Source organism: Nocardiopsis changdeensis, assembly GCF_018316655.1.
Classification (GTDB): Bacteria; Actinomycetota; Actinomycetes; order Streptosporangiales; family Streptosporangiaceae; genus Nocardiopsis; species Nocardiopsis changdeensis.
This window is the reverse complement of the sequence record NZ_CP074133.1, coordinates 3,721,832-3,747,247: the sequence shown is the minus strand read 5'-3', so window position 1 is coordinate 3,747,247 and position 25,416 is coordinate 3,721,832. Positions and strand designations below refer to the sequence as shown.

Annotated in this window: 28 protein-coding genes; 12 read left to right on the top strand and 16 right to left on the bottom strand. The window is 75.3% G+C overall.

Annotated features, from left to right (window positions below):
* Positions 1-41 precede the first annotated feature (41 nt).
* Genes KGD84_RS17065 through KGD84_RS17050 form a run of 4 tightly spaced genes read left to right on the top strand, consistent with a single transcriptional unit; the run spans position 42 to position 3,638 of the window.
* The gene (locus tag KGD84_RS17065) at positions 42-608 is read left to right on the top strand and encodes a MauE/DoxX family redox-associated membrane protein (RefSeq protein WP_220561422.1); all 567 of its coding nucleotides are present in this window, start codon (positions 42-44) and stop codon (positions 606-608) included.
* The gene (locus KGD84_RS17060; protein ID WP_260697137.1) at positions 605-1,174 is read left to right on the top strand and encodes a TlpA family protein disulfide reductase; all 570 of its coding nucleotides are present in this window, start codon (positions 605-607) and stop codon (positions 1,172-1,174) included. The genes KGD84_RS17065 and KGD84_RS17060 overlap by 4 nt, the downstream gene beginning before the upstream one ends.
* Entirely contained in the window at positions 1,174-3,180 is a 2,007-nt protein-coding gene (locus tag KGD84_RS17055) for an ABC transporter ATP-binding protein (protein ID WP_220561420.1), read from the top strand. Before KGD84_RS17060 ends, KGD84_RS17055 begins: the two co-directional genes overlap by 1 nt.
* Positions 3,177-3,638 (top strand): S26 family signal peptidase, encoded by a 462-nt coding sequence (locus KGD84_RS17050; protein WP_220561419.1) that lies wholly within the window; start codon positions 3,177-3,179, stop codon positions 3,636-3,638. Before KGD84_RS17055 ends, KGD84_RS17050 begins: the two co-directional genes overlap by 4 nt.
* Before the next feature lie 84 nt (positions 3,639-3,722).
* On the opposite strand, the gene bla (KGD84_RS17045) is transcribed toward KGD84_RS17050, so the two are convergent.
* Both bla (KGD84_RS17045) and bla (KGD84_RS17040) read right to left on the bottom strand, forming a co-directional pair.
* Positions 3,723-4,652: a class A beta-lactamase gene (gene bla, locus KGD84_RS17045; RefSeq protein WP_220561418.1), complete on the bottom strand. Its 930-nt coding sequence runs from the start codon at positions 4,650-4,652 to the stop codon at positions 3,723-3,725.
* Positions 4,653-4,739: 87 nt separating this feature from the next.
* Entirely contained in the window at positions 4,740-5,654 is a 915-nt protein-coding gene (gene bla / locus KGD84_RS17040) for a class A beta-lactamase (protein WP_220561417.1), read from the bottom strand.
* Between the two features lie 147 nt (positions 5,655-5,801).
* Here bla (KGD84_RS17040) and KGD84_RS17035 point away from each other — a divergent pair, with 147 nt between their 5' ends.
* The gene (locus tag KGD84_RS17035; RefSeq protein WP_220561416.1) at positions 5,802-6,728 is read left to right on the top strand and encodes a LysR family transcriptional regulator; all 927 of its coding nucleotides are present in this window, start codon (positions 5,802-5,804) and stop codon (positions 6,726-6,728) included.
* Entirely contained in the window at positions 6,725-7,636 is a 912-nt protein-coding gene (locus tag KGD84_RS17030) for a serine hydrolase (RefSeq protein WP_220561415.1), read from the top strand. Before KGD84_RS17035 ends, KGD84_RS17030 begins: the two co-directional genes overlap by 4 nt.
* Positions 7,637-7,651: 15 nt before the next feature.
* Here the strand turns inward: KGD84_RS17030 and KGD84_RS17025 are convergent, their stop codons facing one another.
* A complete protein-coding gene (locus KGD84_RS17025; RefSeq protein ID WP_220561414.1) occupies positions 7,652-8,539 on the bottom strand; it encodes a LysR family transcriptional regulator ArgP in 888 nt (295 codons plus the stop codon).
* Positions 8,540-8,636: 97 nt separating this feature from the next.
* Here KGD84_RS17025 and KGD84_RS17020 point away from each other — a divergent pair, with 97 nt between their 5' ends.
* Complete coding sequence (locus tag KGD84_RS17020) at positions 8,637-9,236, top strand: LysE/ArgO family amino acid transporter (protein WP_220565809.1); 600 nt, start codon at positions 8,637-8,639, stop codon at positions 9,234-9,236.
* Between the two features lie 54 nt (positions 9,237-9,290).
* On the opposite strand, the gene KGD84_RS17015 is transcribed toward KGD84_RS17020, so the two are convergent.
* The gene (locus KGD84_RS17015) at positions 9,291-9,842 is read right to left on the bottom strand and encodes a dihydrofolate reductase family protein (protein ID WP_220561413.1); all 552 of its coding nucleotides are present in this window, start codon (positions 9,840-9,842) and stop codon (positions 9,291-9,293) included.
* Between the two features lie 143 nt (positions 9,843-9,985).
* A complete protein-coding gene (locus KGD84_RS17010; protein WP_220561412.1) occupies positions 9,986-11,518 on the bottom strand; it encodes an MDR family MFS transporter in 1,533 nt (510 codons plus the stop codon).
* Between the two features lie 181 nt (positions 11,519-11,699).
* On the opposite strand from KGD84_RS17010, the gene KGD84_RS17005 reads away from it, so the two are divergent.
* Positions 11,700-12,305, top strand: coding sequence for a TetR/AcrR family transcriptional regulator (locus KGD84_RS17005; RefSeq protein ID WP_220561411.1), 606 nt, complete (start codon positions 11,700-11,702; stop codon positions 12,303-12,305).
* 10 nt (positions 12,306-12,315) lie between these two features.
* On the top strand, positions 12,316-13,041 hold the full coding sequence (locus KGD84_RS17000) for a creatininase family protein (RefSeq protein ID WP_220561410.1): 726 nt from the start codon (positions 12,316-12,318) through the stop codon (positions 13,039-13,041).
* Here KGD84_RS17000 and KGD84_RS33710 read toward each other — a convergent pair.
* The 9 genes from KGD84_RS33710 to KGD84_RS16950 form a co-directional block, all read right to left on the bottom strand.
* Positions 12,928-14,775, bottom strand: coding sequence for a lysylphosphatidylglycerol synthase domain-containing protein (locus tag KGD84_RS33710; protein ID WP_338151180.1), 1,848 nt, complete (start codon positions 14,773-14,775; stop codon positions 12,928-12,930). The genes KGD84_RS17000 and KGD84_RS33710 overlap by 114 nt on opposite strands.
* Entirely contained in the window at positions 14,772-15,803 is a 1,032-nt protein-coding gene (locus KGD84_RS16985; RefSeq protein ID WP_220561408.1) for a glycosyltransferase family 4 protein, read from the bottom strand. Before KGD84_RS16985 ends, KGD84_RS33710 begins: the two co-directional genes overlap by 4 nt.
* Positions 15,800-16,183 carry a 6-pyruvoyl trahydropterin synthase family protein gene (locus KGD84_RS16980; RefSeq protein WP_220561407.1) on the bottom strand — a complete coding sequence of 128 codons (384 nt, stop codon included), beginning with the start codon at positions 16,181-16,183 and terminating at the stop codon, positions 15,800-15,802. The genes KGD84_RS16985 and KGD84_RS16980 overlap by 4 nt, the downstream gene beginning before the upstream one ends.
* 10 nt (positions 16,184-16,193) lie before the next feature.
* Positions 16,194-17,168, bottom strand: a complete 975-nt coding sequence (locus tag KGD84_RS16975; RefSeq protein ID WP_220565936.1) for a zinc-dependent alcohol dehydrogenase — start codon at positions 17,166-17,168, stop codon at positions 16,194-16,196.
* 50 nt (positions 17,169-17,218) lie between these two features.
* Positions 17,219-17,953, bottom strand: coding sequence for a CDP-alcohol phosphatidyltransferase family protein (locus tag KGD84_RS16970; RefSeq protein ID WP_220561406.1), 735 nt, complete (start codon positions 17,951-17,953; stop codon positions 17,219-17,221).
* Positions 17,946-18,569: a GTP cyclohydrolase II gene (locus tag KGD84_RS16965; protein ID WP_220561405.1), complete on the bottom strand. Its 624-nt coding sequence runs from the start codon at positions 18,567-18,569 to the stop codon at positions 17,946-17,948. Before KGD84_RS16965 ends, KGD84_RS16970 begins: the two co-directional genes overlap by 8 nt.
* A 121-nt stretch (positions 18,570-18,690) precedes the next feature.
* Positions 18,691-19,602: a carbohydrate ABC transporter permease gene (locus KGD84_RS16960; RefSeq protein WP_370634519.1), complete on the bottom strand. Its 912-nt coding sequence runs from the start codon at positions 19,600-19,602 to the stop codon at positions 18,691-18,693.
* On the bottom strand, positions 19,599-20,507 hold the full coding sequence (locus tag KGD84_RS16955; RefSeq protein WP_255646616.1) for a carbohydrate ABC transporter permease: 909 nt from the start codon (positions 20,505-20,507) through the stop codon (positions 19,599-19,601). The genes KGD84_RS16960 and KGD84_RS16955 overlap by 4 nt, the downstream gene beginning before the upstream one ends.
* Positions 20,504-21,793 (bottom strand): ABC transporter substrate-binding protein, encoded by a 1,290-nt coding sequence (locus KGD84_RS16950; RefSeq protein WP_220561404.1) that lies wholly within the window; start codon positions 21,791-21,793, stop codon positions 20,504-20,506. Before KGD84_RS16950 ends, KGD84_RS16955 begins: the two co-directional genes overlap by 4 nt.
* Before the next feature lie 200 nt (positions 21,794-21,993).
* Between KGD84_RS16950 and KGD84_RS16945 the strand changes: the two genes are divergently transcribed.
* Complete coding sequence (locus tag KGD84_RS16945; RefSeq protein ID WP_220565805.1) at positions 21,994-23,001, top strand: LacI family DNA-binding transcriptional regulator; 1,008 nt, start codon at positions 21,994-21,996, stop codon at positions 22,999-23,001.
* 4 nt (positions 23,002-23,005) lie between these two features.
* On the opposite strand, the gene KGD84_RS16940 is transcribed toward KGD84_RS16945, so the two are convergent.
* Positions 23,006-23,689, bottom strand: a complete 684-nt coding sequence (locus KGD84_RS16940; RefSeq protein WP_220565804.1) for a hypothetical protein — start codon at positions 23,687-23,689, stop codon at positions 23,006-23,008.
* A 32-nt stretch (positions 23,690-23,721) separates the two neighbouring features.
* Between KGD84_RS16940 and KGD84_RS16935 the strand changes: the two genes are divergently transcribed.
* Positions 23,722-24,015, top strand: a complete 294-nt coding sequence (locus KGD84_RS16935; protein WP_220561403.1) for a hypothetical protein — start codon at positions 23,722-23,724, stop codon at positions 24,013-24,015.
* A gap of 37 nt (positions 24,016-24,052) precedes the next feature.
* On the opposite strand, the gene KGD84_RS16930 is transcribed toward KGD84_RS16935, so the two are convergent.
* Positions 24,053-24,493, bottom strand: a complete 441-nt coding sequence (locus KGD84_RS16930; RefSeq protein ID WP_220561402.1) for a very short patch repair endonuclease — start codon at positions 24,491-24,493, stop codon at positions 24,053-24,055.
* Positions 24,494-24,637: 144 nt separating this feature from the next.
* Between KGD84_RS16930 and KGD84_RS16925 the strand changes: the two genes are divergently transcribed.
* A complete protein-coding gene (locus KGD84_RS16925) occupies positions 24,638-25,390 on the top strand; it encodes a thioesterase II family protein (RefSeq protein WP_220561401.1) in 753 nt (250 codons plus the stop codon).
* Positions 25,391-25,416 lie beyond the last annotated feature (26 nt).

Genomic DNA, 25,416 nt, shown 5'->3' with positions numbered 1-25,416 from the left:
GGCCGCCACCGGCTCCGCACACTCCCCTCCCGAGGCACACCTTGCTCCCGCTCACCGCACTCTTCCTGCAACTGGCCGTCGCCGGGATCTTCCTCGCCTCCGGGCTCGCCAAGGTCCGCGGCCGCGACAACGAGACCACCTGGGCGGTCCTCGCGGAGCGCCTGCGCCTGACCCGGCTCCCCGTCCGCACAGCCTCCGCCGCCCACAGCGCCGTCGAGCTGGCGATCGGGCTGGTCCTGCTGACCGGGACCTGGGCCCGTGTGCCCGCACTCGCCGCGGCCACCGCACTGTTCGCGGCGTTCACGCTGCTGGCCCTGTACTCCGCCCGCGCCGGGACCGCCGTGCCCTGCTCCTGCTTCGGCAGGGCGCGCACCGACCTGGGCTGGCCGCACGTGTGGCGCAACCTCGCCCTGACCTGCGCGGCGGCGGCCGGCCTGGGCTGCGCGTGGGCCTCCGCCGGGGCGCCCCCCGCCTCGTGGGGGGAGATCGGGCTGGCCGCCGCCGCGGCCGCCGCGGTCACGGCCGCGACCGTCTCTTTCGACGACCTGGTCGACCTCTTCGCCGCCGGCACCGGGGAACGGCCCGGCGCCCGGACCCCCCGTTCGTGAACCTGGAGACAACCGTGGCAATCCTCATCGCGGCGGTCGTGCTGCTGACCGCCCTGACCCTGTTCAACCTGATGCTCACCCTGGCCGTCGTACGGCGCCTGCGGCAGTCGGAGGGGTCCCCCCGGGCCGGCGGGGCCGCCCCGCCCGCCGACCTCGCGGACATCCCCGCCGGGATGGAGATCCCCGACTTCAGCGGTGTGAGCACCACGGGGGAGGCCGTCACCTCGGCGGGGCTGCGCGGCCGGATGGCCCTGTACGCCTTCTTCGACACCGGCTGCGGCTCGTGCGAGGAGCAGCTGCGCCCGCTGGTGGACTTCGCCCGCGAGGTGGGACTGCCCCGCGAGCAGGTGATCGCGTTCGTGGGCGACTCCCGGGGAGAGGCCGACGCCTACACCTCGGTCCTCGAAGGGCACACGACCGTCGTCATGCAGACCATCCACCACGAGGCGGGGCAGGCGTTCTCGCTCACCGGCATCCCCGCCTTCGTCTTCGCCGACGCCTCCGGCCGGGTCGCCCGCTCCGCGGTGGCGGTCGAGGACCTGCGGGCCGCGCTCGTGGGGGTGTGATGGGCGGCTCCGGGGCCGACCGCGCCCGCCCGCAGGGCCCGGGGCCGCGCGCCGTGTTCGCCCGGACCCGGCGCTCCCTGGAGATCGCCTGGCGGGCGGCCCCGGCCACTCTGACGGCCTACGGGCTGCTGAACGTCGCGGCCGGGCTGCTGCCCGCGGCCGTCACCCTCCTCACGAAGTGGCTGCTGGACACCCTCCAGTTCGGCGCCCAGGCCCCCGGCGTGCCCGGGGCGCTGGCGGGCGAGCCGGTCAGGGTGGTCGTGCTCCTGGGCGTGTGCACCCTCTCCACCGCCCTGTCCGGGCACCTGGTCACCTACCTGGGAGGGCGCATCCGCCGCGAGGTGGGACTGCTCGTGCAGCAGCGCCTCTACGCCAAGGTGGACGGGCTCGGCGGACTGCGCCGCTTCGAGGACCCGGCGTTCCTGGACCGGCTGCGCCTGGCGCAGACGTCGGCGAGCTCGGCCCCCGAGGAGATCATCGAATCCCTCTTCGGGATCGTCACCACCGCTCTGATGATCGCGGGCCTCCTCGGCATCCTGGTGACCATCAGCCCGGTGGTCACCGCGGTCACGGTGCTGGCGGCGCTCCCGGCCCTCTTCGTCCAGCTCTCGCTCAACCGCAGCCGGGCCGGGATGATGTGGCGGATGAGCCCCCGCCTGCGCCGCCAGGTGTTCTACCGCGCCCTCATGGTGAACCCGGCGGCGATCAAGGAGGCGCGCCTGTTCGGGGCCGGCGGCTTCCTCCTGGACCGGATGGGCCGGGAGACCGCGGAGGTCAACCGGGCGGAGGAGAGGGTGGACCGCAGGACGGTGGCCGCCCACGCGCCGCTGGCCCTGCTCGGGGCCCTCGTGCCGGCGGGGGGACTGGTGTGGATGGTGGGCGCGGCCGTGCGGGGGGATTTCACCATCGGGGACGTGTCCGCCTTCGTGGCCGCGGTCGCCGGGGTGCAGAGCGCCCTGACGGGAACGGTCGAGACCCTCTCCCGCGCCTACCAGGCGCTCCTGCTCATGGGCCACTACGACGACGTCATGGACACCCCTCCGGACCTGCCCGTGCCCCGCTTCCCGCGCCCCGTCGGGCCGCTGCGCACCGCCGTCCGCCTGGAGGACGTGTGGTTCCGCTACACCGACGACGGGCCGTGGGTGCTCAGGGGGGTCTCCCTCACCATCCCCGCCGGGCGGTCCCTGGCGCTGGTCGGGCTCAACGGCGCGGGCAAGAGCAGCCTCGTCAAGCTCCTGTGCCGCATGTACGACCCGACGCGCGGGCGCGTGCTCTGGGACGGCGAGGACATCCGGGAGACGGACCCGCGGGAACTCCGGGCGCGGATGAGCGCCGTGTTCCAGGACTTCATGGCCTACGACCTGTCCGTCCGGGAGAACATCGCGATCGGCGCCCTGGAGCACGCCGACGACACCGGGCGGATCCGCGAGGCGGCGCGCGACGCCGGGGCGGACGGGTTCGCGGCCGACCTGCCGAGCGGCTACGACACGATGCTCTCCCGCGAGTTCTACCAGGGGGAGGCGGACGAGGAGTCGGGCGTCACCCTCTCCGGCGGGCAGTGGCAGCGGCTGGCCGTGGCGCGGGCGCTCATGCGCCGGGGCAGGGACCTGCTGATCGTGGACGAGCCGACCTCCGGCCTGGACCCCCAGGCCGAACGGGAGGTCCACGACCGGCTGCGGGCGCTGCGGAACGGGACGACGACCGTGCTGGTGTCGCACCGCCTGGGCGCGATCCGGGGCGTGGACCGGATCGTGGTGCTCCAGGACGGGCGGATCACGGAGGAGGGGCGGCACGCGGAGCTGATGGCCCTGGGCGGGGAGTACGCCCGGCTGTTCGCCCTCCAGGCCGAGGGGTACACCGGGCCCGGCGAGGACGCCGGGAACGGGGGCACCGGGAACGAGGACGCCGGGCCCGAGGGCGCCGGCGATGGGGACGGCGGCCATGGGGGCACCGGGCGGGACCTGCCCGGGACCGCTTCCGGTCCCGCCGTGGAGGCGATCGCATGACGGCGGCGGGCTGGCTCGCCGCGGCCGCGCTGCTCCCGGTGCTGGCGGCGGTGTACCTGCGCGGGGCCTACGTGGTCGTCACCGTGGACGGCCAGAGCATGGCGCCCGCCCTCGCCGCGGGCGACCGGGTCCTGGTGCGGCGCGGTCGGCGCGGCCTGGAACGCGGGACGGTGGTCGTCGTCGGGCGGCCCTCGCCGGAGAGCGGGTGGCGCGGCGCGGCACCGCTGGGCCGCCGGGTCGCCGCACAGGGCTGGTACATCAAACGCGTCGCCGCCAGGGCGGGGGAGGACTACCCCGCGGCCGTCGGCATCGACGGCCCGGTCCCCGCCGGACACCTCGCCCTGCTCGGCGACAACACCGGCAGCATCGACTCCCGGCACCACGGGCCCTGCCCCGAGCACCAGGTCCTCGGGGTGGTGGTCCGCAGGCTGGGACCGCCCCCGCAGACCACCCCCTGACCCCCGCCCGCCCGGGAGGGCGGGCGGTCCGCACGGGGGCGCGGGGCGCCGGCGGGGGACGGCGCCCCGCGCGGGGGCGGCCGCTCAGCGGAGGGCGTCGGCGACGACCCCGGCGGCGGCCGCGATGAGCTCGTCGCGGCGTTCGGCGTCCTCCTCCTCGCGGCTGGACATGACGGCCACCACGATGGGCTCGTCGCCCTCCCGGGGCCACAGCAGGCCGATGTCGTTGCGGGTGCCGTGGCTGGCGGCGCCGGTCTTGTCGCCGACGGTCCAGCCCTCGGGCACGCCCGCGCGGATGGTCGCGTCGCCCGTGGTGTTGCGCAGCAGCATGTCCACCAGCACCTCGCGGCGGTCCTCGGGCAGGACGTCGCCCAGCGTGTACGCCCGCAGGCTGGTGGCCATCGCCCGCGGGGTGCTGGTGTCGCGGACGTCGCCCGGGGTGTACTCGCTCAGGTCCGGCTCCCAGCGCTCGGCCTCGATCACCTCGTCGCCGATCCCGCGCAGCGCGTCCTCGAACCCCTGCGGGCCGCCCAGCTCCTCAAGCGCCAGGTTGGCGGCGGTGTTGTCGCTGTAGCGGACCGCGGCGTCGACGACCTCCAGGAGCGTCATCCCCGTGTCCACGTGCTGCTCGGTGATGGGCGTCCACCCCACCAGGTCGTCCTCGGTGTAGGTGACGACCCGCTCCATCTCCTCCAGGGTGTTGCGCTCCAGGAGCGCCCCCGCGGACAGGGCCTTGTGGGTGGAGGCGTACGCGAACCGCTCATCGGCGCGGTGGGCGATCTCCGCCCCGGTGCCGGTGTCGACCGCGTACACCCCCAGGCGGGCGTCGAACTCCTCCTCCAGGGCGGTCAGCTCCGCCGAGACGTCGACGGGCGCGGCGGAGACGGCGGAGGCGGGCGCTGACGGCGACGGGGACGGCGCCGCCGAGGGTTCGGGGCCGGCGCCCCCGCAGCCGGCCAGCGGGAGCAGGGTCAGCAGGGCGGCCGGGGCCAGGTGTCGCACGGAACGGGTCATTGCTCAAAGGATCCATTCGTGTTCGGAGGGTGTCCGTGTGGGGGCGCGGGCGGCCGCCGGCCGCGCCGCGCCCCCCGGGGGGGGGAGTCAGCCGAGTTCGTCGACCACGATCTCGGTGGCGTCGGCGACGAGCTCGTTGATCGGCTCCGCGTCCTGGGCGTCCTGCGCGGTGAAGACGGAGATGACGATCGGGTCGGCGCCCTCCTCCGGCCACACGACCGCGATGTCGTTGCGGCCGCCGTAGCCGGCCGAACCGGTCTTGTCGCCGACGGTCCAGCCCTCGGGCACGCCCGCGCGGATGGTGTCGTCGCCCGTGGTGTTGCGGACCAGCAGGTCGATGAGGACGTCCTGCTTCTCCTCGGACAGGGCGTCGCCCAGCGTGTACGCCTCCAGGCTGTCGGCCATCGCCCGCGGGGTGCTGGTGTCGCGGACGTCGCCCGGGGTGGCCTCGTTGAGCTCGGTCTCGTAGCGGGCGGGCTCGGTGACATCGTCGCCGATCGCGCGCAGGTCCTCCTTGAAGCCCTCCACGCCGCCGAGCCCCTCCAGGATCAGGTTGCCGGCGGTGTTGTCGCTGAAGCGCACCGCGGCGTCGATGATCTCCATGCGGGTCATCCCGGTGTCGACGTGCTGCTCGGTGACGGGGGAGTACTCCACCAGGTCGTCCTCGGTGTAGGTGACCACCTCCTCCATCTCCTCCAGGGTGTGCTCGGCGAGCAGCGCCCCCGCGGCCAGGGCCTTGAAGGTGGAGGCGTACGCGAACCGCTCGTCCGCGCGGTAGGCGACCTCCTCGCCGGTGCCGGTGTCGACGGCGTAGACGCCGAGGCGGGCCCCGTACTCGGCCTCCAGGGCCGCGAACCCGGGGTCGGCCGAGGGCGACTCCGAGGGCGCGGCCGACGCGCTCTGGGGCTCGGCCTCGGAGGTGCCGCAGGCGGTGAGGGCCAGCAGCGCCAGGGTGGCGGCGGCCGGTCGCAGTCCGTTGAGACGGGTGGTGCGGGTGAGCATCGGTGGTGCCTTTCGTCTGCGGATGAGCGTGCCGGGTCCGGGGAACGCCGGGCCGGTGCGGCCTCGCCAGCAGTCTGTCCCCCGAGACCTCATGCCGTCCAAGACGGCAATCGCCGTTTCCATGCGTTTCCGGCATAATCTCGGCTCATGGATCTGGTGGGTGCTTGTCGGGCCTTCGTGTACGTGAGCGATCGGGGCGGTTTCACGCCGGGCGCGGCCGCCGCGCGCATTCCGCAGCCGGTGGCCAGCCGCCGGGTGGCGGCCCTGGAACGCCATCTGGGCGGCCAGCTGTTCGACCGGTCCACGCGCAGGGCCGTGCTGACGCCGTTCGGGCGGGAGGTGCTGCCCGCGGCGCGGCGCCTGGTGCGGTTGGCGGAGGAGCTGGAGTACGACGCCGAACGGGCCCGGCACAGCCCCCTGCGGCTGGCGGTGCCGGAGACGTGCGCGACACGGGACCTGGCGGCGCTGGGCGCCGCGGGACGCGACGCGGGGCTGCGGCTGGACTTCCGGCCGGGGCCGCCCGCGGTGCGCGCGGCGGCGCTGCGCGACCGCGAGGTGCGGGCGGCGGTGGTGGCGGTGCCGCCGGTGGACGCGGCGTGGCGGGTGCCGCTGGGGGTCGGCTCGGCGACGGCGTTCGAGGTCCGGACCCTGTACCTGGGGACGCTGCGGGTGGGGCGCGGGGAGCGCCCCGGCGGCGGCCGCCGGCTGTGGATCCAGCCGGAGGACGACGTGCCGCACGTGCGCGATCCGCTGTCGCGCTCGCGCGACGCCCTGGGACTGGGGCCCGGACAGGTGCTGGTCGCGTCGTCCCTGGCGGACGCGGCGACGGAGGTCCTGGTCCGCGGAGACCTGCTGCTGTGCCCGGCGGGACAGGCGGAGGCGCTGGGGCTGTACTGGTGCGCGCTGGGCGAGCCGGTGGTGGAACGCGGCTACGATCTGGTGGCCCAGGGGCAGGAGGAGACGGAGCGGCTGCGGGCTCCGCTGGCCGCGGCCCTGGCCCACTGCCTGGACGCCGTCCCCGACCCCGCCGCCCCCGAGCCCGCCGCCGTCCCCGACCCCGGGAGGACCCCGTGACCGTCGCCACCACCACCGCCCTGCTGCGCGGGCTGCGCCGTGAGCTGGAGGAGGGGGGACTGCGGGGCTCCTTCCTGGTGCGGGACCTGCGGACGGGGGAGGAGATCGGGATCGAGCCCGAGGAGGAGTTCCCGTCCGCGTCGCTGGTGAAGGTGCCGCTGGCGATCGCCGTGCTGGAGCGGGTGCAGACCGGGGAGCTGGACGGGGCGGAGCAGGTCCCCGTGGACCCGGGGAGGGTGGAGACCTTCGGGCCGATCGGCATCTCCCGGTTCCGCCACCCGGCCCGGGTGGCGGTGGAGGACCTGGTCTACCTGAGCACGTGCCTGAGCGACGGTGCGGCCGCGGACGCCCTGCTGGCGCTCACCCCGCCGGAGCGGGTGGCGGCCTCGCTGCGGGCGGCGGGGATCGCGGGCATCACGGTCCGGCACACGATGGAGGAGCTGCACCACACGCCGGTCGACCGACTGAACCCCGACGAGGGCCACCTGGCGCACAGCCTGGCCATCGAGGCGGGTACGGCGGGGCGGGGGCACCGGATCCCGCAGCTGGACGTGGCGCGCGCGAGCACGGGGTCCGCGCGGGCCTTCACCGACCTGCTCCAGGCGCTGTGGACCCCGTCGAAGATCCACCCGGAGGTGGCGGCGCGGGTGCGGGGGCTGATGGCGCACAACGTGCTGCGGCACCGCCTGACCCCGGACTTCGTGTCGGACGCCACGACGTGGTCGTCCAAGACGGGGAGCCTGCTGAACCTGCGCCACGAGGTGGGCGTGGTGGAGCACGCCGACGGCGCGGTGTTCGCGGTGGCGGCCCTGACGGAGTCCCGGGTCCCGGCGGTGCACCAGCCGGGCGCGGAGGCGCTGATGGCACGGGTGGCGCGCACCCTGCGCGACCGGCTCCGGTCCGGGTGAGGCGGCCCGGCCGGGTCACAGCGGGTGCAGGCCGGCGGCGGCGTGGCGGCGGACCACCTCGGTGAGCCGGTCCAGGGCGGGGGAGCGCAGGTTCCAGCGCTGCCAGTAGAGGCGGACCTCGACGGGGTGGTCGGGGGCCAGGTGGACCAGCTCCCCGGCCGCCAGGGCGTCCCGGCACTGCCCCTCGGGCACGGCGCCCCAGCCCATGCCCAGGTGGACGGCGCGGGCGAAGTCCTGTGAGGCGGGGATGTAGTGGCGCGGCCCGCTCGGGGCCAGGCCCAGGGCCTCGCGCAGGAAGCGGTCCTGGAGGTCGTCGCGCCGGTCGAAGGTGACCATGGGCGAGTTCGCCAGGAGTCCGGGGTCGCGGCGGCCGCCCAGGTGGCGGTCGTGGAACTCCGGCGTGCACACCACCAGGTAGCGCAGGGTGCCCAGCCCCTCCACGGTGCAGCCCTGGACGGCCTCGGGGGTGGAGGTGACCGCGGCCATGACCGTCCCCGAGCGCAGCAGGGACGTGGTGTGCTCCTCGTCCTCGCGGTGGACCTCGAACGCCACCCCGAGCTCCTCGGTCACGACGGCCAGCGCCTCCAGGAACCAGGTGGAGAGGCTGTCGGCGTTGACGGCGACGGGCAGCAGGCGGTCCCCCTCGTCCGCGCCGAGCTCTCCCAGAGCGTCCTCGTCGAGTGCCAGGACCTGGCGGGCGTGGCGCAGGACCACGTCCCCGGCCGGGGTGGTGGCGACCGGTGTGGTGCGCCGGACCAGCACCTTGCCGACGGCCTGCTCCATGGCCCGGACGCGCTGCGACACCGCCGAGGGGGTCACGTGCAGGGCCCGGGCGGCCGCCTCGAAGGTGCCCTCGTCCACCAGGGCCGTGAGGGTGCGCAGGTGCTCGAACTGGAAGGGCATATTAAGCCTCTCTTAGGGGTTCTAAGAAAGTTTAGCTTTACTGCACATCGGCCGCGGGCCTAGCGTTCTCTCCGTGAACGCGACTCTTCTCCCCGCGATGCTCGGTCTGGGTACCGGGCTCGCCCTCATCGTGGCCATCGGCGCCCAGAACGCCTTCGTCCTGCGCCTGGGCATCTCCGGGCGCACCGCCACGGTCCTGCCGGTGGTGCTGGTCTGCTCCCTGTCCGACGCGCTGCTCATCACGCTGGGCGTGCTGGGCATCGGCGCGGTGATCACGGCCCTGCCCGGGCTGGTGACGGTGGTCCGGGTACTGGGGGCGGGGTTCCTGCTCGTGTACGGGGCGATGGCGGCCCGGCGGGCGCTGCGCCCGGACGGCGGCTCGCTGGAGGCGAGCACGGGCGAGGTGGTGGGGCGCGGCGCGGCCATCGCGACCGCGGTGGTGCTGACCTGGCTCAACCCGCACGTGTACCTGGACACGGTGCTGTTCCTGGGCTCCCTGGCCAACCAGTACGACGGGGCCCGCTGGTGGTGGGCGGCCGGCGCGGTCAGCGCCAGCTTCCTGTGGTTCTTCTCCCTGGGCTTCGGCGCGCGGCTGCTGCGGCCGGTGTTCGCCCGTCCGGGGGCGTGGCGGGTGCTGGACGGGGTGATCGCGGTGGTCATGCTGGCGCTGGGGGCGCGGATGGCCCTGGGCGGCTGACCGGACACGGCCGCGCCCGGCTCCGGTCGGCGGAGCCGGGCGCGCGGTCGGGCCTCAGGCGCGGCGGTAGCGCAGCAGGGTGGCCTGGGAGTCGAACACCCGGGACTCCACGAGCTCCAGGCCCAGGCGGCCGACGGAGGCGGGGAAGGCGGGCCTGCCGCCGCCCAGGACGACCGGGTGCACGAAGACGCGGTACTCGTCGACGAGCCCGTGCCGGGTGAGATCGGCCGCCAGGGCCGAGCCGCCGAACAGGACGAGTTCCTCCCCGGCCGCCTTGAGCTCGGCGACCTTGTCCACGCCGTCCACCACCCGGGTGTTCCAGTCGGCCTTGTCCAGGGTGCGCGACACCACGACCTTGGGCTTCTCCCGCCACATGGGGGCGAAGGCCAGGTCGTGGGGGTCGTCGGAGTGCTTCTCCGCCTCGGGCCAGAAGCCCGACATCATGTCCCAGACGACCCGGCCGTAGAGGAAGGCGTCGGCGCGCTCGCCCAGGGCCCGGGAGTCCTCGGACAGCTCCGGCCCCATGACCGGCCAGTCGAACTCTCCGTTCGGGCCCTCGATGTAGCCGTCGAGCGACTGGTGGACGAAGTAGGTGAGCTCGGCCATGGGGGCTCCTGCGGGTTCGGTGCCCGGTCCTGTCCGCCGGGCGCGCGCCCACGCTAACGCCTCCCTGCGACAACCGGCCCCCTCCCCCCGACAGCGCGGCGCCCCGCCCCGGGCGGTCCGGGGCGGGGCGCTCGGCGGCGGGCTCAGCCGGCGGTCTGCGGGCTCCGGCCGGGACCGGAGTCCTCGGCCTCGGCGACGACCTGTTCCACGGGTTCGGGCAGGTCCAGGCTGTCGCGCAGGCGCACGCGGGGCAGCAGGACGCCGACGAGGACGCCCACCACGGCGATGCCGGTCGCGACGAGGAAGATATCGCCGGTGGCGGAGCCGTAGGCGCCGGCGACGATGTCGCGGAGGAAGGGCGGCATGGCGTCCAGGTTGAGGGTGCCGCTGCCGGACGCGGCGGCTCCCGAGGCGTCCACCCCGGCGGCGGTCAGGCCCTCGGTGATGCCGGTGGCGACCCGGTTGGCCAGGACGGCGCCCAGGACGGAGACGCCGATGGTGCCGCCCAGGGAGCGGAAGAACGTGATGGCGCCGCTGGCGGCGCCCAGCTCGCGCAGGGGCACCGAGTTCTGCACCACCAGGACCAGGTTCTGCATGGACAGGCCCACGCCGGTGCCCACCAGGAGCATGCCCAGGCCCACGTAGGGCAGGGGGCTCTCGGCGTCGATGGTGGACAGCAGGAAGAACCCGACGGACAGGGTCACCAGGCCGGTCATCACGTAGGACTTGACCCGGCCGGAGCGGGAGACCATGCGCCCGGAGACGGTGGAGGAGACCAGGACGCCCAGCATCAGCGGGATGGTGAGCAGGCCGGCCTCGGTGGGCGAGTAGCCGCGGGCGAGCTGGAAGTACTGGCCCAGGAACACGGCGCCGCCGAACATGGCCATGCCCACGGCGACGCTGGCCAGGATGGCGACGGCGGTCTCGCGGCGCGCCACCAGGTGCAGCGGGATGACCGGCTCCGACACCCGGGACTCGACCCACACGGCCAGGCCGAGCAGGAGCGCGGCACCGCCGACCATGGCGGCGCTCTGCCAGGAGATCCAGGCGAAGTCCCCGCCGACGAAGGTGATCCACAGCAGCAGGACGCTGACCCCGGCTGCGATGAGCGTGGCCCCCACGTAGTCGACCTTGGTGTCGGGGCGGCGCACGTCCTCCAGGTGCAGGGTGCGGGCCAGGACGACCATGGCGACGAGCATGAAGGGCACGCCGATGAGGAAGCACCAGCGCCAGCCCAGCCAGGAGACGTCGGTGATGGCGCCGCCGATGAGGGGGCCGCCGACGGTGGCCACGGCCATGATGGCGCCGATGTAGCCGTTGAACTTACCGCGTTCCTTGGGGCTGACCAGGCTGCCGATGACGACCTGGACGAGGACCTGCGAGGCGCCCATGCCCAGGCCCTGGAGGGCGCGGAAGGCGATCAGCTGGCCGGTGGTCTGGGCCAGGCCGCACAGCAGCGAGGCGACGATGAAGATGACGATGGAGAGCTGCAGCAGCCGCTTCTTGTCGAAGAGGTCGGCGAGCTTGCCCCAGACCGGGGTGGAGGCGGTGGAGGCCAGCAGTGCGGCGGTGACGACCCAGGTGTACTGCGACTGGGTGCCGTTGAGGGAGCCGACGATCTGGGGGAGGGCGACCGAGACGATCGTGCCGCTGAGCATCGTGACGCCCAGGACCATGAGCAGCCCGGTGAGGGACCGGAGGACGGTCGGGCGGGCCCCGGTATCGGATAACGGACGTGCTGCGCTCACATGCACCCCTGCGAAGAAAAGTAAACGGAGTTGACCTGCTCACCAGCTTACATGCACGCCGCGCAAATATGCCTTCCAGGCAATTTTTCAGTCCGTGTAACATGTCACCATGGACGTCTCCCCCGGTCTGCGCGAACGCAAGAAGGAGCGGACGCGGCTGCGCATCCACCGGGCCGCGCTGCGACTGATCGTCGAACGCGGCCTGGACGCGGTGACCGTCGAGGAGATCGCCGCCTCCGCCGAGGTCTCCCGGCGCACCTTCTCCAACTACTTCGCGGGCAAGGAGGACGCCTGCCTGTACGGCGACACCGCCCACATGGAGGACTTCCTCACCGTCCTGCGCACCCGCCCCGCGCACGAGTCGGCCTGGACCGCGCTGCGCGCCACCGTCCGCACCGTCTACGACGCCCGCGACCTGTCACCGGACCGGGAGTGGGCGCAGAGCACCCGCCTGGCCCTCAAGCACCCCGCCCTGCTGGGACGGCGGCTGGCCGGACAGCAGGGTTTCCTGCACGAGATGACCGCGCTCCTGGGGGACCGCGCCCTGCCCGCCGGGATGCACCGCCCCGGACTGCTGGCCTCGGTGTTCCTGTCCGCCCTGCTGCACGCCCTGCACGAGTGGACCCAGGAGGGCACCGGCACCCTGGACGGGGTGATGGACTCCGTCCTGGACGAGGTCGGCGCCGCCTTCACCGATCCCGCACCGCCGCCCTGATACTGGGGGCATGGACGAACGCCCTCCGCTGCCCGCCACCACCGCACCGCAGGAGGGCGCACGCACCCCGGCCGCCGCCGTCCTGCCCGCGGGGAGCCTGGAACAGCACGGCCCCCACCTGCCGCTCACCACCGACACCCTCATCGCCTGCGCTCTGGCCGAACGCGTCGCCGAAGCCCACGCGCTGCGGCTGCTGCCCCCGCTGGCGTTCGGCTGCTCCCACGAGCACGCCGCCTGGCCCGGCACCGTCAGCGTCTCGGCGGCCACCCTGCACGCCCTGGTCACCGACATCGCCGACTCCCTGGACGGAGTCCCGCTGCTGATCGTCAACGGCCACGGCGGCAACCACGTGCTCGCCAACACCGTCCAGCAGTCGGGCGGTCGCATGGCCCTCTTCCCCGGCCCCGGCGAATGGGAGGCCGCCCGCACCGCGGCGGGCATCACCACCACCAACGACCAGGACATGCACGCCGGGGAGCTGGAGACCTCCGTGCTGCTGCACACCCACCCCGGCCTGGTCCGCCCCGACTACGCGCGGGCCGACCACCGGGCCGACGAACGCGACCACATGGGCACCCTCGGGCTGGCCGCCTACACCGCCAACGGGGTGGTGGGCCTGCCCTCACGGGCGAGCGCCGCCAAGGGGGACGCCCTGCTCGCCCACCTCACCCGGCGGGCCGCCGGACACCTGGCCGCCCTGGAACAGGCGCGCCGCCGCCACGGCGACGCCCGGTAGCGCCGCCACCAGCGCCAGCACCCCGTAGACCACCGACACCGTCAGGCCCTGGCCGGCCCCCAGCCCGGCGGCGCCGAACGCCGCCGCCGTGGCGGCCTCGCGCGGGCCCCACCCGCCCATGTTCACCGGCAGGCTCATCGCCGCCAGCGCCAGCAGCGCGAGCGGCACCAGCCGCGGCGGCGGGGCGTCCACGCCCGCCAGGTGGGCGGCCACCAGGAACAGGGCCACGTGCCCGGCCAGCGCCGCCGCCGACAGCGCCAGCACCGCCGGGGCCCGCCCCAGCAGCCCGGCGCGCACGTCGCGGACCGTCGAGGCCAGGAGCCGGCCCGGACGGGAGTCCCGGCGCCGGGGGAGGAGGGCCGCCGCGGCGAGCAGGGCGGCGACCGCCGCGAGGAGCAGCAGGGAGGCGACCGCCGCGGCCCGGCCCGGCCCCCACAGGGCCGAGGGCAGGGTGAGCACCAGCACCGCCACGGCCAGGCACAGCACCACCTGCCCGGCCAGGCGTTCCAGCACCACGGCGCGCACCCCGCGGCCCAGGTCGCCGTTGGCGCGGCCGTGGCCGACCGCCCGGTGGGCGTCGCCCAGGAACCCGGCGGGCAGCACCGCGTTCAGCAGCAGCGCCAGGTAGTAGTCGGCCACCGCCCGGGCCGGGGACAGCCGCAGGCCCACCGCCCGCGCCACCACCAGCCAGCGGGACGCGCACAGCACCGTGGTGACGGCGCCCAGGGCCAGGGCCGCGGCGACCGCGCCGGCGTCCACCACCGCCAGCGCGGCCGTGAACGCCTCCAGCGGATACCACCACAGCACCCCGCCCAGGATCAGGGCGCCCGCGCCCGCCCGCAGCACCGCGCCCCGGCAGCGGCGCCACCACCCCGCGCGCCGGGGACCGGTGCGCCGCGGGCACCGGCACCGCCGGGCGCGGCGGGCGCGGGCGGGTGCGGGCGCAGCGTCACGGCCGGTCCCCGGGGGCATGAGCAGCAGGTCGTCGTGGTGGACGACGACGGTCAGCCGCTCCCCGTCCAGCTGCTCCCGGCGGCGGGCGAGGTAGTCCTCCAGCGGCAGGCGCGGCTCCTGCTCGGCGGCGGCGCCCACCCAGCCCTCCAGCCACATCCGGGTCACCGGCGCCGGGTCCGGCCCCAGCCGCCACGGGCTGGGGAAGGTCGTCGCCCGGTACCCCCGGCGGGCGAACGCCCCGATCGCGGCCTCCACGGCGTCGGGGCCCAGGCGCCCGCCCCGGCGCTGGTGGGCGTTGAACGCGGCGGCGACCGCCGCGTCCAGCGGGTCCTCCGGGGTGAGCGCCACCCGGCCCGCCACCGACAGCGTGAACCAGGCGGGGCGGCCGGTGCCCGCGACCGCGTCGGCGACGGCGAGGACCTCCTCCCCGGTGAGGACGTCCAGCAGGGCCGAGCCGGCCACCAGCGTGGCCCCCGCCAGGTCGTCCGGGCGCAGCCGGGCCAGCTCCAGCAGGCGGGCCTCCACCCGGGGCGCCGGGACCCGGCCGCCCGCCAGGGCCAGCAGGCGCGGGTCGCGGTCGAACAGCATCCAGTGCCGTACCCCGGCCAGGCGCGGGACGGTCCAGCGGGCCAGCGACCCGGTGCCGCAGCCCAGGTCGGCGACGACGGCGCCGTGTGCCGCCAGGGCCGACAGCGGGCCGCGGGAACGGGCGCGGGCGTCGGCGTCCTCGCGGGCGGCCAGCCAGCGCGGTGTGAACTCCTGGGTGTCCGCGGTGCTCACGGGGTCACCTCCCGGTCGAGGACGGCGCTCACCGAGCGGGCCGTCTCCTCCCATCCTGCCAAGTCGGCGCGGCGCCGGCGGGCCGAACGCCGAAGCCGTTCCCGCAGCGCCGGATCGGTGAGCCAAAGGCGCAGCGCACGGGCCAGGGCGTCCGGATCCCCGGGCGGGACGAGCAGGCCGGGCCGGGCGCCGGCCCGGTCGCGCCCCAGGGCCTCGGGCACCCCGCCCACGCCGGAGGCCAGGACGGGGACGGCACGGGCCAGGGCCTCGGTGACGACCATGCCGTAGGTCTCGGCGCGGGTGGGCAGCACCAGCAGGTCGGCCGCGGCGTAGGCGGCGTCCAGGTCGGCGCCGGTGAGCGGACCGGGCAGGGACACGCGGCCGCCCAGGGGCCGGGCCGCCTCCCGGACACGGGCCGCCCACGCGCCGCCGCCGACGGCGGGCAGGCCGGGGCAGGCACAGGTCCAGGGCAGGTCGCGCACCCGGTCCAGGGCGGCGAACAGGAGGTCGTGGCCCTTGCGGGGCGTGGGGGAGGCCGCGCACAGCAGCCGCGTCCCGTCGCCGGGGACGGCCTCGGGGGCCGGGTCCACCCCGGGCGGGGCGACGGCCACCCCGGTCAGGCCGTGGCGGGCGGCCAGGTCCCGGGCCGCCGCCCCGCTGGTGGCGATGACGGCCGCCGCGCCGCGCAGCACCGCCCGCTCCCGGGCCTCCAGGTCGGCGGCCTCGGCGGGGGCCAGGCCGGTCTCGTCGGCCAGCGGCAGGTGGACCAGCACCACGATCCGCGACCGCCCGGCCCACGGCAGGACCGCCTCCGGCACACCGCAGGCCACCAGGCCGTCCAGCAGCACCGTCGCCCCCCGGGGCAGGCCCGCCAGCAGCCGCTCCAGGCCCGCCCGGTCGCGCTCGCCCGGCCGCGGCCACGCCCCGGGCACCTCCACCCGGTCCAGGCCCAGGACCTCGGCCAGGCGCAGGTCGTAGGTGTGGCCGCCGCTGGGGGCGGAGGGCTCGGGCACCACGAAGACGGTCAAAGGTCCCTCTCGTAGGAGGCCCACGCCACGTGCGACTCGTGCAGCGTCACCGCCACCCTCGCCAGCCCCCGGGCCGGGGCGTCCAGCCGCTCCACCAGCCGGTCGGCCACCACCCGGGCCAGGAACTCGGTGGTGGTGTTCACCCCGGCGAACCCGGGCACCTCGTCCAGGTTGCGGTGGTTCAGCTCCCCCACGATCCCGGCCAGGACCCGGGAGAACTCGCCGATGTCCACCACGACCCCGTCGGCGTCCAGTTCCGCGCGGTACACGGTGGCGTCCACGACGAACGTCGCGCCGTGCAGGGCCCGGGCGGGCCCGAACACCTCGCCGCGGAAGCTGTGGGCGACCATCATGTGGTCGCGGACCGTCACACTGAACACCGGGGTCCTCTCAGGGGTAGACGATGCGGTGGCACAGGGCGGGCAGGGAGCCGTCGGCCAGCCGCGGCAGCACCGACGGCAGGTCCTCGAAGGCGCTCTCCCCGGTCAGTAGGGCGTCGAAGGCCGGGTCGGCGAGCAGCCGCAGCGCCAGCCCCAGGCGTTCGGCGTGGTCGTAGCGGGAGCGGCGGGCGGGCGAGATCATCCCGACCTGGCTGGCGCGCACGGCCAGCCGCTGGGAGTGGAAGTCCCCGCCCAGCGGCAGGATGACGCGCCGGTCCCCGTACCAGCTCAGCTCCACGACCTCCCCCTCGGAGGCGAGCAGCTCCAGGGAGCGGGTCAGCCCGGCCTCGGTGGCGCTGGCGTGGAAGACCAGGTCGCAGTCGCCCATGGCCTCGGCGGGCGCGGCGAACCCCACCCCCAGCGCGGCGGCGGTGCGGGCCCGCCCGGGGTCCACGTCCACCAGCTGCACCCGCGCGCCGGGGATCCGTGAGGCCAGGCGGGCCACACAGCAGCCCACCATCCCGGCGCCCACCACGGCGATGCGGTCGCCGACGAGGGGGGAGGCGTCCCACAGGGCGTTCACGGCCGTCTCGACCGTCCCGGCCAGGACCGCCCGCTCGGCGGGCACCCCCTCGGGCACCGGGAGGACCGCGTCGGCCGGGACGGTGAACAGGTCCTGGTGGGGGTGGAGGCTGAACACCGTACGCCCCACCAGGTCGCCGGGCCCCTCCTCGACGGTGCCCACGTTGAGGTACCCGTACTTGAGGGGGCCGGGGAAGTCCCCTTCCTGGAAGGGGGCGCGCATCACCCGGTACTGGCCGGGCGGGACGCCGCCGCCGAACACCAGGGTCTCGGTGCCGCGGCTGATCCCGGAGCAGCGGGTGCGCACCAGCACCTCGCCGGGCCCGGGGTCGGCCAGGGGCTCCTCGCGGATCTCCCCGCGGCCGGGGGACCGGATCCAGAACGCCCGCGCTGTCCGTGCCATGGTCCTCCTCGTCGTGCTCGTGGACGCCACCCGCCCCACCCTCTCAGCCGTCAGGCCCGGTCGCGGTGCAGCCGGGCGATGTCGCGGCCGAAGGACCACACCAGCAGGGCCAGGGCGGCGGCGACCACCGCCGCGGCGACCGCGGTCGGGACCACCGGCGCCAGGGCGGCCACCAGCGCCACCCCCTGGACGGCGGCCACCGCCTTGCGGGCCCTGCTCGGCGGCAGCGGCGCGGACAGCCAGGGCGCCCACCGGGCGGCCGCGGCGAACACGTACCGCATGGCGCCGATCCCCAGGGTCCAGGGGCCCAGCAGCGGCGCGGCGGCCAGGCTCAGGACCAGCAGCAGGAACGCGTCGGCCTCCATGTCGAAGCGGGCCCCGAAGGCGGTGGCCGTGCCGGTGCGGCGGGCCACCGGCCCGTCCACCAGGTCCCCGGCCAGGGCCAGAGAGGCCACGGCCACCACCGGCCAGGGGCCGGCGCCGTCGGCCAGCAGCCCGGCGGTGGCGGCGATGAGGGTGCACCGGGCCAGGGTGATCGCGTCGGCGGGCCCGAACCGGTGCCGGGCCCGCGCGGCGGCCCGCGCCAGCAGGGCGGCGCCGGCACCGGCGACGGCGGCCGCGACCGCCCAGCCGGCCGGGTCCAGCCCGACCGTGGCGGTCAGTACCGCCAGCACCGCGAACTGTCCCGCCGCCGCGCAGGCGAGCGCCCGGCGCGGTGAGCGCCGGTCCGGGCCGCGTCCGGGCGCCGGCGGCGGCGCGGGCGCGGTGGCGGCGGGCTCAGGCATCGGGCAGCTCCGGCGCGGGCAGGTCGTGCCCCAGCCGCTCGCGCTTGGCCACCAGGTAGGGGAGGTTCTCCGGCCGGACCGGGGCGAGCAGGCGCTCGCGCACGGCGACCTTGACCCCGTGCGTCTCCAGGGCGCGCGCCTTGTCCGGGTTGTTGGACAGCAGCCGCACCGACCGCACCCCCAGGTGGCGCAGCACCCGGGCGGCGGGGCCGTAGTCGCGCACGTCCACGGGCAGGCCCAGGGCGGTGGCCGAGTCGACGGTGTCGAGCCCGTCGGCGTCCTGAAGGGCCAGGGTGCGGACCTTGTCGAGCAGGCCGATGCCCCGGCCCTCGTGGCCGCGCAGGTACACCACCACACCCCGGCCCGCGGCGGTGACCACCCCGACGGCGGCCGCCAGCTGGTCGCCGCACTCGCAGCGCAGCGCCCCGAACACGTCGCCGGTCACGCACTCGGAGTGGATCCGGACCGGGACCTCGTCGCGGTCGCGGACCTCGCCGTGCACCAGGGCCAGGTGCTCCCCGCGGTCCCCGGGATCGCGGAAGGCCACCAGGCGGAACGGCCCCCACCGGGTCGCCAGCTCCGCCTCGGCGGCCTCGTCCAGCGCGTCGTCGTTCATCTGCGATCCCCTCGGGCCGTGTCTGCAAGGGACTGCGGACGGGGGAGCCGCTCGGCCTGTTCTCGGACCCGCCCGGTACAACCAGCGCTTGCCCGGGCTTTCGCGATCCGAAACGCGTGTGCTACCTGCCGCCCACTCCCATCAGGCCGTCCGCCAGGGAGCGGCGTGCCACGAGGTAGACGACGAACAGCGGGACGGTGGAGACCACGACGGCGGTGAGCAGCCCGGGCACGTCCACCCGGTACTCGCCCTGGAACTCGTACAGGCCCATCGTGATGACCCGCCGATCGGCGGACTGGGTGAGGATGAGCGGGAAGAGGAACCCGTTCCAGGCCTGGAGCGCGGAGTAGACGGCGACGGTGCCCAGCCCGGACCGGGACATGGGGACGACCAGCTGCAGGAAGGTGCGCACCGGCCCGGCGCCGTCCAGCGCCATGGCCTCGTACAGCTCCTCGGAGATGTCGCGCATGGACCCGACCAGGATCAGGACGCACACCGGCAGGGCGAAGGCGGCGGTGGGCAGCACGATCGCGGTGAGGGTGTCGTACAGCCCCAGGCGGACGATGATGAGGTAGACGGGGATGATGACGGCCTGGGCGGGGATGGCCAGGCCCAGCAGGAACACGCGGAAGGCGGCGTCGGTGACGCGGGTCCGCGAGCGTACGACCGCGTACGAGGTGGTGGCGGACAGGACCACGACCAGGGCGACGACGGCGAGGGTGACCAGGGCGGTGTTGCCCACGAACCCGAGCAGGCCCTTGTCGATGGCGGTGGCGTAGTTGCCCAGGGTGGGGTCCGAGGGCAGGGCCAGCGGGCCCTCGGGCACGTAGTTCTCGCCGCGCTGGATCGTGGCGACGAGCAGGGCGTACAGCGGCAGCGCCACCACGACCAGCCAGACCAGGGCGCCCAGCCCGCCCAGGACGTTGGGGCGCTCGCCCACGCCCCGGTACCGGACCGGCGCGCCGCCGCGCGCCCGCCGGGGCGCGGCCGTGCGGCGCCCCTCCACAGCGGTGCGTTCCTCCACGACGCTCACATCCCCTCCCTGGTGCTGCGCATCGAGCCGAACCCGGTCAGGCGCACCATCACCAGGGCGATGAGGGTCGCGACGATGACCAGCGTGAACGCGATCGCGCTCGCGTAGCCCAGCTCCCAGCTGCGAAAGCCCGCCCGGAACATCAGGTACGGGACGATGGTGGTGTCGGTGCCCGGGCCGCCGTCGGTCATGATGAGCACCGTGTCGAAGTAGGTGAGGGACCCGACGACCATCAGCACCGAGGAGGTCGTCATCGTGTTGCGCAGCTGGGGCAGGGTGATGTGCCAGAACATGCCCAGCCGCCCGGCCCCGTCCATGCGCGCCGCCTGGTAGAGGGTCGCCGGGATCTGCCGGGCCCCGCCCTGGTAGAGCAGCATGTGCAGCGGGATGAACTGCCAGGCGGCGACGAACACGATCACCCAGAACGCGCTGCCGCCCCCGCCCAGCGGGTCCAGGGTGCCCAGGCCCAGGGCCGGTCCCAGCCAGGCGGGCGGGCCGAAGTTGGGGTCCAGCAGGGCCCGCCAGATGATGGCCACCGCCGCCGAGGACAGCAGCAGCGGCAGGAAGAAGACCGCGGACAGGATCGCGCGGCCGCGCTGGCGCCCGGCGGCCCACACGCCCAGGAGCAGGCTGATCGGTGTCTGGAGGGCCCAGCTGGCGACGGTCAGCAGCAGGCTCAGGCCCACGGCGCGGTGCATGAGCGGGTCGCCGGCGAGCCGGGTCCAGTTGTCGAGCCCGGCGAAGGCCGGGGTGCCCAGCCCGCCCCAGTGGGTGAAGGACAGGTACGCCACCAGCAGCATGGGCAGGGCGGCGAACAGCGCGAAGAACACGACGCCCGGCAGGGCCCACAGGGGGCCGGGCCGCCCGGTGCGGGGGGCGGCCCGGCCCTGGGTGCGCGCGCTCACAGGGCGGCCAGGGCGTCGACGAACTCCTGCGGGGTGCGCTGTCCGTTGAACAGGGCCTCGATCTCGGTGACCATCGGGGTGGCGACCTCGGGGGTCAGGGCCTGGTCCCAGGACAGCTGGAAGTGGGGGGCGTCGCGGACCAGCTCGTACTGGAAGACGGCGAACTCGGGGTTGGGGCTGTCGGCCAGGACCTCCTCGGCGTCGGCGGTGGTGGGCACCTCGCCGTTGGCGACCATGTCGGCCACGTACTCGTCCTGGGCGGTGTAGGAGAGGAACTCCAGGGCGTGCTCCAGGTGGGGGCTGTCGGCGGTGACGGAGAAGTAGTTGGTGGGGTTGCCGACGATGTTGGCGGGGTCGCCCTCGCCGCCCGGGATGGGCGGGAAGGCGACGTAGCCCAGGTCGTTCTCGGCGAACTCGCGGGCCTGGTCCAGGTGGGTGGAGTACTCCCACGACCCCATCAGGTGCATGGCGGCGCGGCCCTCGGAGAGCAGGGTGGAGGCGCCGCCCTCGGTGTAGCTGACCGAGGCGTAGGAGTCGCCGAAGGCGCCGCGGTCGACCAGGTCGGCGACCATCTCGGCGGCCTCCAGCACGGCCGGGTCGCGCCAGCCCTCGGAGTCGCCCCCGGCGATGCGGGCGAACACCTCGGGGCCGCCGATGCGGTCCACCAGGTACTGGAGCCACATCTGCTCGGTCCAGGGGTCGGCACCGGCCAGGGCGAAGGGGGTGACGCCGGCCTCGTCGAACTCGTCGACCAGGGTCAGCACGTCGTCCCAGGTCTGCGGGGGTTCGACGCCGACATCCTCGAAGACGGCCCGGTTGTAGAAGAGGACGACGGGCTGGGTGCCGCGCAGGGGGATGCCGTACTGGACGCCGTCGACCTTGCCCGACTCCAGGACGGAGGGCAGGAACGCCTCGGCGAGTTCGGGGTCCTCGGCCAGGAGGTCGTCGAGGGGTTCGAGCAGGCCCTGTTCGGCGTAGGGGGCGATGCTGCCCGAGCCCCAGTTGAAGAACACGTCGGGCCGCTGGGGGGAGCCCATGGCGGTGCGCAGGCGTTCGACGTAGTTGTCGCCGGGCACCTGGTCGATGACCGCCTGGACGCCGTCGGCGCCCTGGTCGGCGTTGAAGCGTTCGACGGCGCCCTCCTGCACGACGACGAGGGTGTCCTGGTACATCCACACGTGCATCTCATCGGAGCCCTGGGCGGCTCCCCGGCCGCCGCAGGCGGTCGCGGTGAGCAGGGTGAGCGCGGCCAGTGCGGCGGCCGTGCCGACTCGGGGGGTGGTCATCGCGTATCCCTTGGTCGAAACTTTCGGAATTTGTTCCGAAACTTGTGGTGCCCGAATGTACGACGCGGCGTGAACCACGTCAATATCCGTTGTGGCCCCGATCACCACCCGATCGGGAGCGGCGGTGCTGAACAGCGCCGGGGCGCGTAGTATCGGGCGGCGTGAGTACTCAGTCGAACCAGGAAGCCCCCGACGGAGCGATCACCGGGCCGGTGACCATCGCGAAAATTGCGGAGGCCGCCGGGGTCTCCGTCCCGACCGTCTCCAAGGTCCTCAACGGCCGCGCCGACGTCGCCGAGGACACCCGTGCCCGTGTGGAGGAGCTCATCCGCACGCACGGGTACCGGCGCCGGCGCGCCTCCGGGGGAGGCCGCTCCGCCCTCATCGACCTGGTGTTCCACGAGCTCGACAGCGCCTGGGCCATCGAAGTGGTGCGCGGGGTGGAGAACATCGCCCGCGAGGAGGGGCTGAGCGTCGTGCTCACCGAGTCCGGCGGCCAGACCCCGCGCGACGACTGGGTCGACGCGGTCCTGGCCCGCCGCCCCACCGCCGTCGTCCTGGTCTTCTCCGACCTGGCCGCCGAGCAGCGCACCCGGCTGTCGGCGCGCGGCATCCCCTTCGTGGTGGTCGACCCCGCGGGGGACCCCGGGCCCGACATGCCGGCGGTGGGCTCGGCCAACTGGAGCGGCGGGCTGGCCGCCACCCGCCACCTCGTCGACCTGGGGCACCGGCGCATCGCCGTCATCGGCGGGCCGCGCGAGGTGCTGTGCAGCAAGGCCCGCATCGACGGCTACACCTCGGCCCTGGACGCCGCGGGCATCCCCGTGGACCCCGACCTGATCCGGCACGGGGACTTCCACGTGGAGAGCGGGCGCGACCGGGGCCGGGAGCTGCTCGCCCTGGACGACCCGCCCACGGCGGTGTTCGCCGGCAGCGACCTCCAGGCCATGGGCCTGTACGAGGCCGCGCGCGAGCTGGGGGTGCGCATCCCCGAGGACCTCAGCGTCGTGGGCTACGACGACCTGCCGGTGGCCCGCTGGGTGGGGCCGCCGCTGACCACGGTCCGCCAGCCCCTGACCGAGATGGCGGAGGAGGCCACCCGCATGGCCCTGGTGCTGGCCCGCGGGGGGCGCCCGGCCAACCTGCGCCTGGACCTGGCCACCGCCCTGGTGGTGCGCGGCAGCACCGCGGCGCCGCCCCGGCGCTGAGCGCCTACCCGGCCTGTTCGGCCTGTGCGGTCTGCTCCGGCTGGTCGGGCAGGGTCACGGCGATCTCCCCGCCCAGGGAGTGGCCGCCCTCCAGCTTGAGGCGGTCCCCGCTCCAGAACCGCCCCGGGTCGTAGTACCCGGGGCGGCGCCCGGCGGGCAGCAGCCCCATCGCCTCGTAGGTCAGGGCGATGACCTCGGCGCAGTAGGCCGACTCCAGGGCGCGCTCGGAATGCCCGGCGTCCTCGCCGCGGCGCAGGAAGGAGGGCAGGCGCAGGGGCAGCCGCCCGCGCGCCCACCGCCCGGCCATCTGCGCGGTGGAGGGGAAGGGTGTGCCGTCCAGGCGCGCGATCGCCCGCAGCACGGCGTCCTCGGCCTCCCGGCCCACCTCGGGGTCGATCTGGCGCAGCCAGCCGCGCTGGCCGTACTTGCGCCCCCACACCAGGACGGCGTCGCGCAGGTCGTGCAGCTGCACGCCGCGCTGGTGCCTGCCCGTCCACATGTCGGGCAGGGAGCGGCCCAGTTCGGCGTGCCACATCAGCGGGGGCAGGTCCTCGATGACCACCGACATGCCCACGTGGTTGACGGGGCTGTTGGTGGTGATCTGGATGGCGCGGTCGGCCGCGCTCGTTCCGCGGAACACCCACACATCGCCGGTGCGGGTCAGCTCCAGCGCCCGGTCCAAAGAGATCTCGCTATCGGCCACACCGCTAGCCTAGGCACATGCGATGGTGGAAAGTACTCGGAGCGGCGGCTTTCGTGGGTGTGGCGGCCACGGGCGTGGCGATCGCCCGCGCGGAGCGCCAGCGCCGCGCCTACACCCCCGACCAGGTCCGCGACCGGCTGCGGGACCGCGTGGCGCAGGTCTCCGACGCCGCCGACCAGGCCCCCGACCAGGACGTTCCCCCGGAGGCCGGGCAGGGGAGGGCGGGGTCGGCGCTGAGCCGGCTCGCGCGCCGCGTGCGCGCTCTGGCCGCGCGCCTCCGGCGCCGGTCCCCGGCTCCCACCGGCCGCTGAGGCCGGTCCGCGCCCTGCGGGGCGTGGCCGGATCCGGTCACCCCCCGCGCGTGTCCCGCGCCCCCCGCACCGCCGCGACGATCCGCTCCGCCACCGCGGCGGGCTCCTCGTGCTCCCAGAAGCGCAGCACGGTCCAGCCGGCCTCGCCCAGGCGCCGGTCGGTGTCGGCGTCGCGCTCGCGGTTGGCGCGCACCTTCTCGGCCCAGTAGGCGGCGTTGGTGCGCGCCGTGGTGTGGTGCTCGGGACAGCCGTGCCAGAAGCAGCCGTCGACGAACACCGCGACCCGGCGGCGGGTGAAGACCAGGTCGGCGGTGCGGCGCAGCGCGGGCAGCGGCCGGGCCGAGACCCGGTAGCGCAGCCCGGCGGCGTGCACCAGCCGCCGCACGGCCAGTTCGGGGCCGGTGTCGCGGCCCCTGTTCGCGCGCATGCTCTTGCGCACGCCCTCGTTGAGCGCCCTGGCGGGCCGGGGAACAGCCATGCGCCGCATCCTAGGCCGGCCCGGGCGGGCCGTTGCCGCCGCCGGATGTTACCGGCCGGTGTTACCAGTGGGTATTACTGACTGGTAGGTTTGCCGCTGGTGCGGCGGGCATGCCGTTCCCATGGCCTTCGAGGGGGGAGTGCGGTGCGTCGGGACGCCCTGATCCGGATCCGGCCGGTGCCCGAGGCGGGCTTCCGGCTGTTCGTCCTGCACCACGCGGGCGGTTCGGCACAGGCGTACCGCCCCTGGGTGCGCCACCTGCCCGACGACTGGGACGTGTGCCTGCTCCAGGCCCCCGGCCGCGGGGCCGACGGCACCGCGTTCCGCGACGCCCGCGCGCTGGCCCGGCACCTGTACGCCCTGATCAGCGCCGACCACGACCGGCCCTTCGGGCTGTTCGGGCACAGCATGGGCGCGCTGGCCGCCTACGAGACCGCGCTGCTGGCCCTGGCCGGGGACGGTCCCGCCCCCGCCTGGCTGGGGGTCTCGGGCTGGAGCCCGGCACCGGGGCCGGAGTGGATCGAACCCCGCCACCTGCTGCCCGCCGACCGCCTGCGGGCGGGGCTGGCCCGGATGGGCGGCACCCCCGCGGCCACCCTGGAGGACCCCGAGCGGTGGCGGGCCGCCGAACCGCTGATCCGCGCCGATCTGGAACTGGTCGACACCTGGCGCCCGCGCCCGGACACCCCGACGCTGCCGATACCGGTCTCCGCGCTGGCCGGGGCCGAGGACACCGGGATGCCGCCCGCGCGCATGGACGCCTGGCGCGAGCACGTGACCGGTCCGCTGGCGCGGCACACCCTGCCCGGCGGGCACTTCTACTTCGTCGGCCGCATCGGTGAGGTGGCCGGGCTGATCACCGCCGACGTCCGCGCCGCCGTCGGGGCCGACGCCTAGAGTCCGTTCCCGGGTGCTCTACCGCG

Coding starts and splice junctions, on each gene's coding strand:
- KGD84_RS17055 (WP_220561420.1), top strand. CDS start 1,174: ATGGGCGGCTCCGGGGCCGACCGCGCCCGCCCGCAGGGCCCGGGGCCG.
- KGD84_RS17050 (WP_220561419.1), top strand. CDS start 3,177: ATGACGGCGGCGGGCTGGCTCGCCGCGGCCGCGCTGCTCCCGGTGCTG.
- bla (WP_220561418.1), bottom strand. CDS start 4,652: ATGACCCGTTCCGTGCGACACCTGGCCCCGGCCGCCCTGCTGACCCTG.
- bla (WP_220561417.1), bottom strand. CDS start 5,654: ATGCTCACCCGCACCACCCGTCTCAACGGACTGCGACCGGCCGCCGCC.
- KGD84_RS17035 (WP_220561416.1), top strand. CDS start 5,802: ATGGATCTGGTGGGTGCTTGTCGGGCCTTCGTGTACGTGAGCGATCGG.
- KGD84_RS17025 (WP_220561414.1), bottom strand. CDS start 8,539: ATGCCCTTCCAGTTCGAGCACCTGCGCACCCTCACGGCCCTGGTGGAC.
- KGD84_RS17020 (WP_220565809.1), top strand. CDS start 8,637: ATGCTCGGTCTGGGTACCGGGCTCGCCCTCATCGTGGCCATCGGCGCC.
- KGD84_RS17015 (WP_220561413.1), bottom strand. CDS start 9,842: ATGGCCGAGCTCACCTACTTCGTCCACCAGTCGCTCGACGGCTACATC.
- KGD84_RS17010 (WP_220561412.1), bottom strand. CDS start 11,518: ATGGTCCTGGGCGTCACGATGCTCAGCGGCACGATCGTCTCGGTCGCC.
- KGD84_RS17005 (WP_220561411.1), top strand. CDS start 11,700: ATGGACGTCTCCCCCGGTCTGCGCGAACGCAAGAAGGAGCGGACGCGG.
- KGD84_RS17000 (WP_220561410.1), top strand. CDS start 12,316: ATGGACGAACGCCCTCCGCTGCCCGCCACCACCGCACCGCAGGAGGGC.
- KGD84_RS16975 (WP_220565936.1), bottom strand. CDS start 17,168: ATGGCACGGACAGCGCGGGCGTTCTGGATCCGGTCCCCCGGCCGCGGG.
- KGD84_RS16970 (WP_220561406.1), bottom strand. CDS start 17,953: ATGCCTGAGCCCGCCGCCACCGCGCCCGCGCCGCCGCCGGCGCCCGGA.
- KGD84_RS16965 (WP_220561405.1), bottom strand. CDS start 18,569: ATGAACGACGACGCGCTGGACGAGGCCGCCGAGGCGGAGCTGGCGACC.
- KGD84_RS16950 (WP_220561404.1), bottom strand. CDS start 21,793: ATGACCACCCCCCGAGTCGGCACGGCCGCCGCACTGGCCGCGCTCACC.
- KGD84_RS16935 (WP_220561403.1), top strand. CDS start 23,722: ATGCGATGGTGGAAAGTACTCGGAGCGGCGGCTTTCGTGGGTGTGGCG.
- KGD84_RS16930 (WP_220561402.1), bottom strand. CDS start 24,493: ATGGCTGTTCCCCGGCCCGCCAGGGCGCTCAACGAGGGCGTGCGCAAG.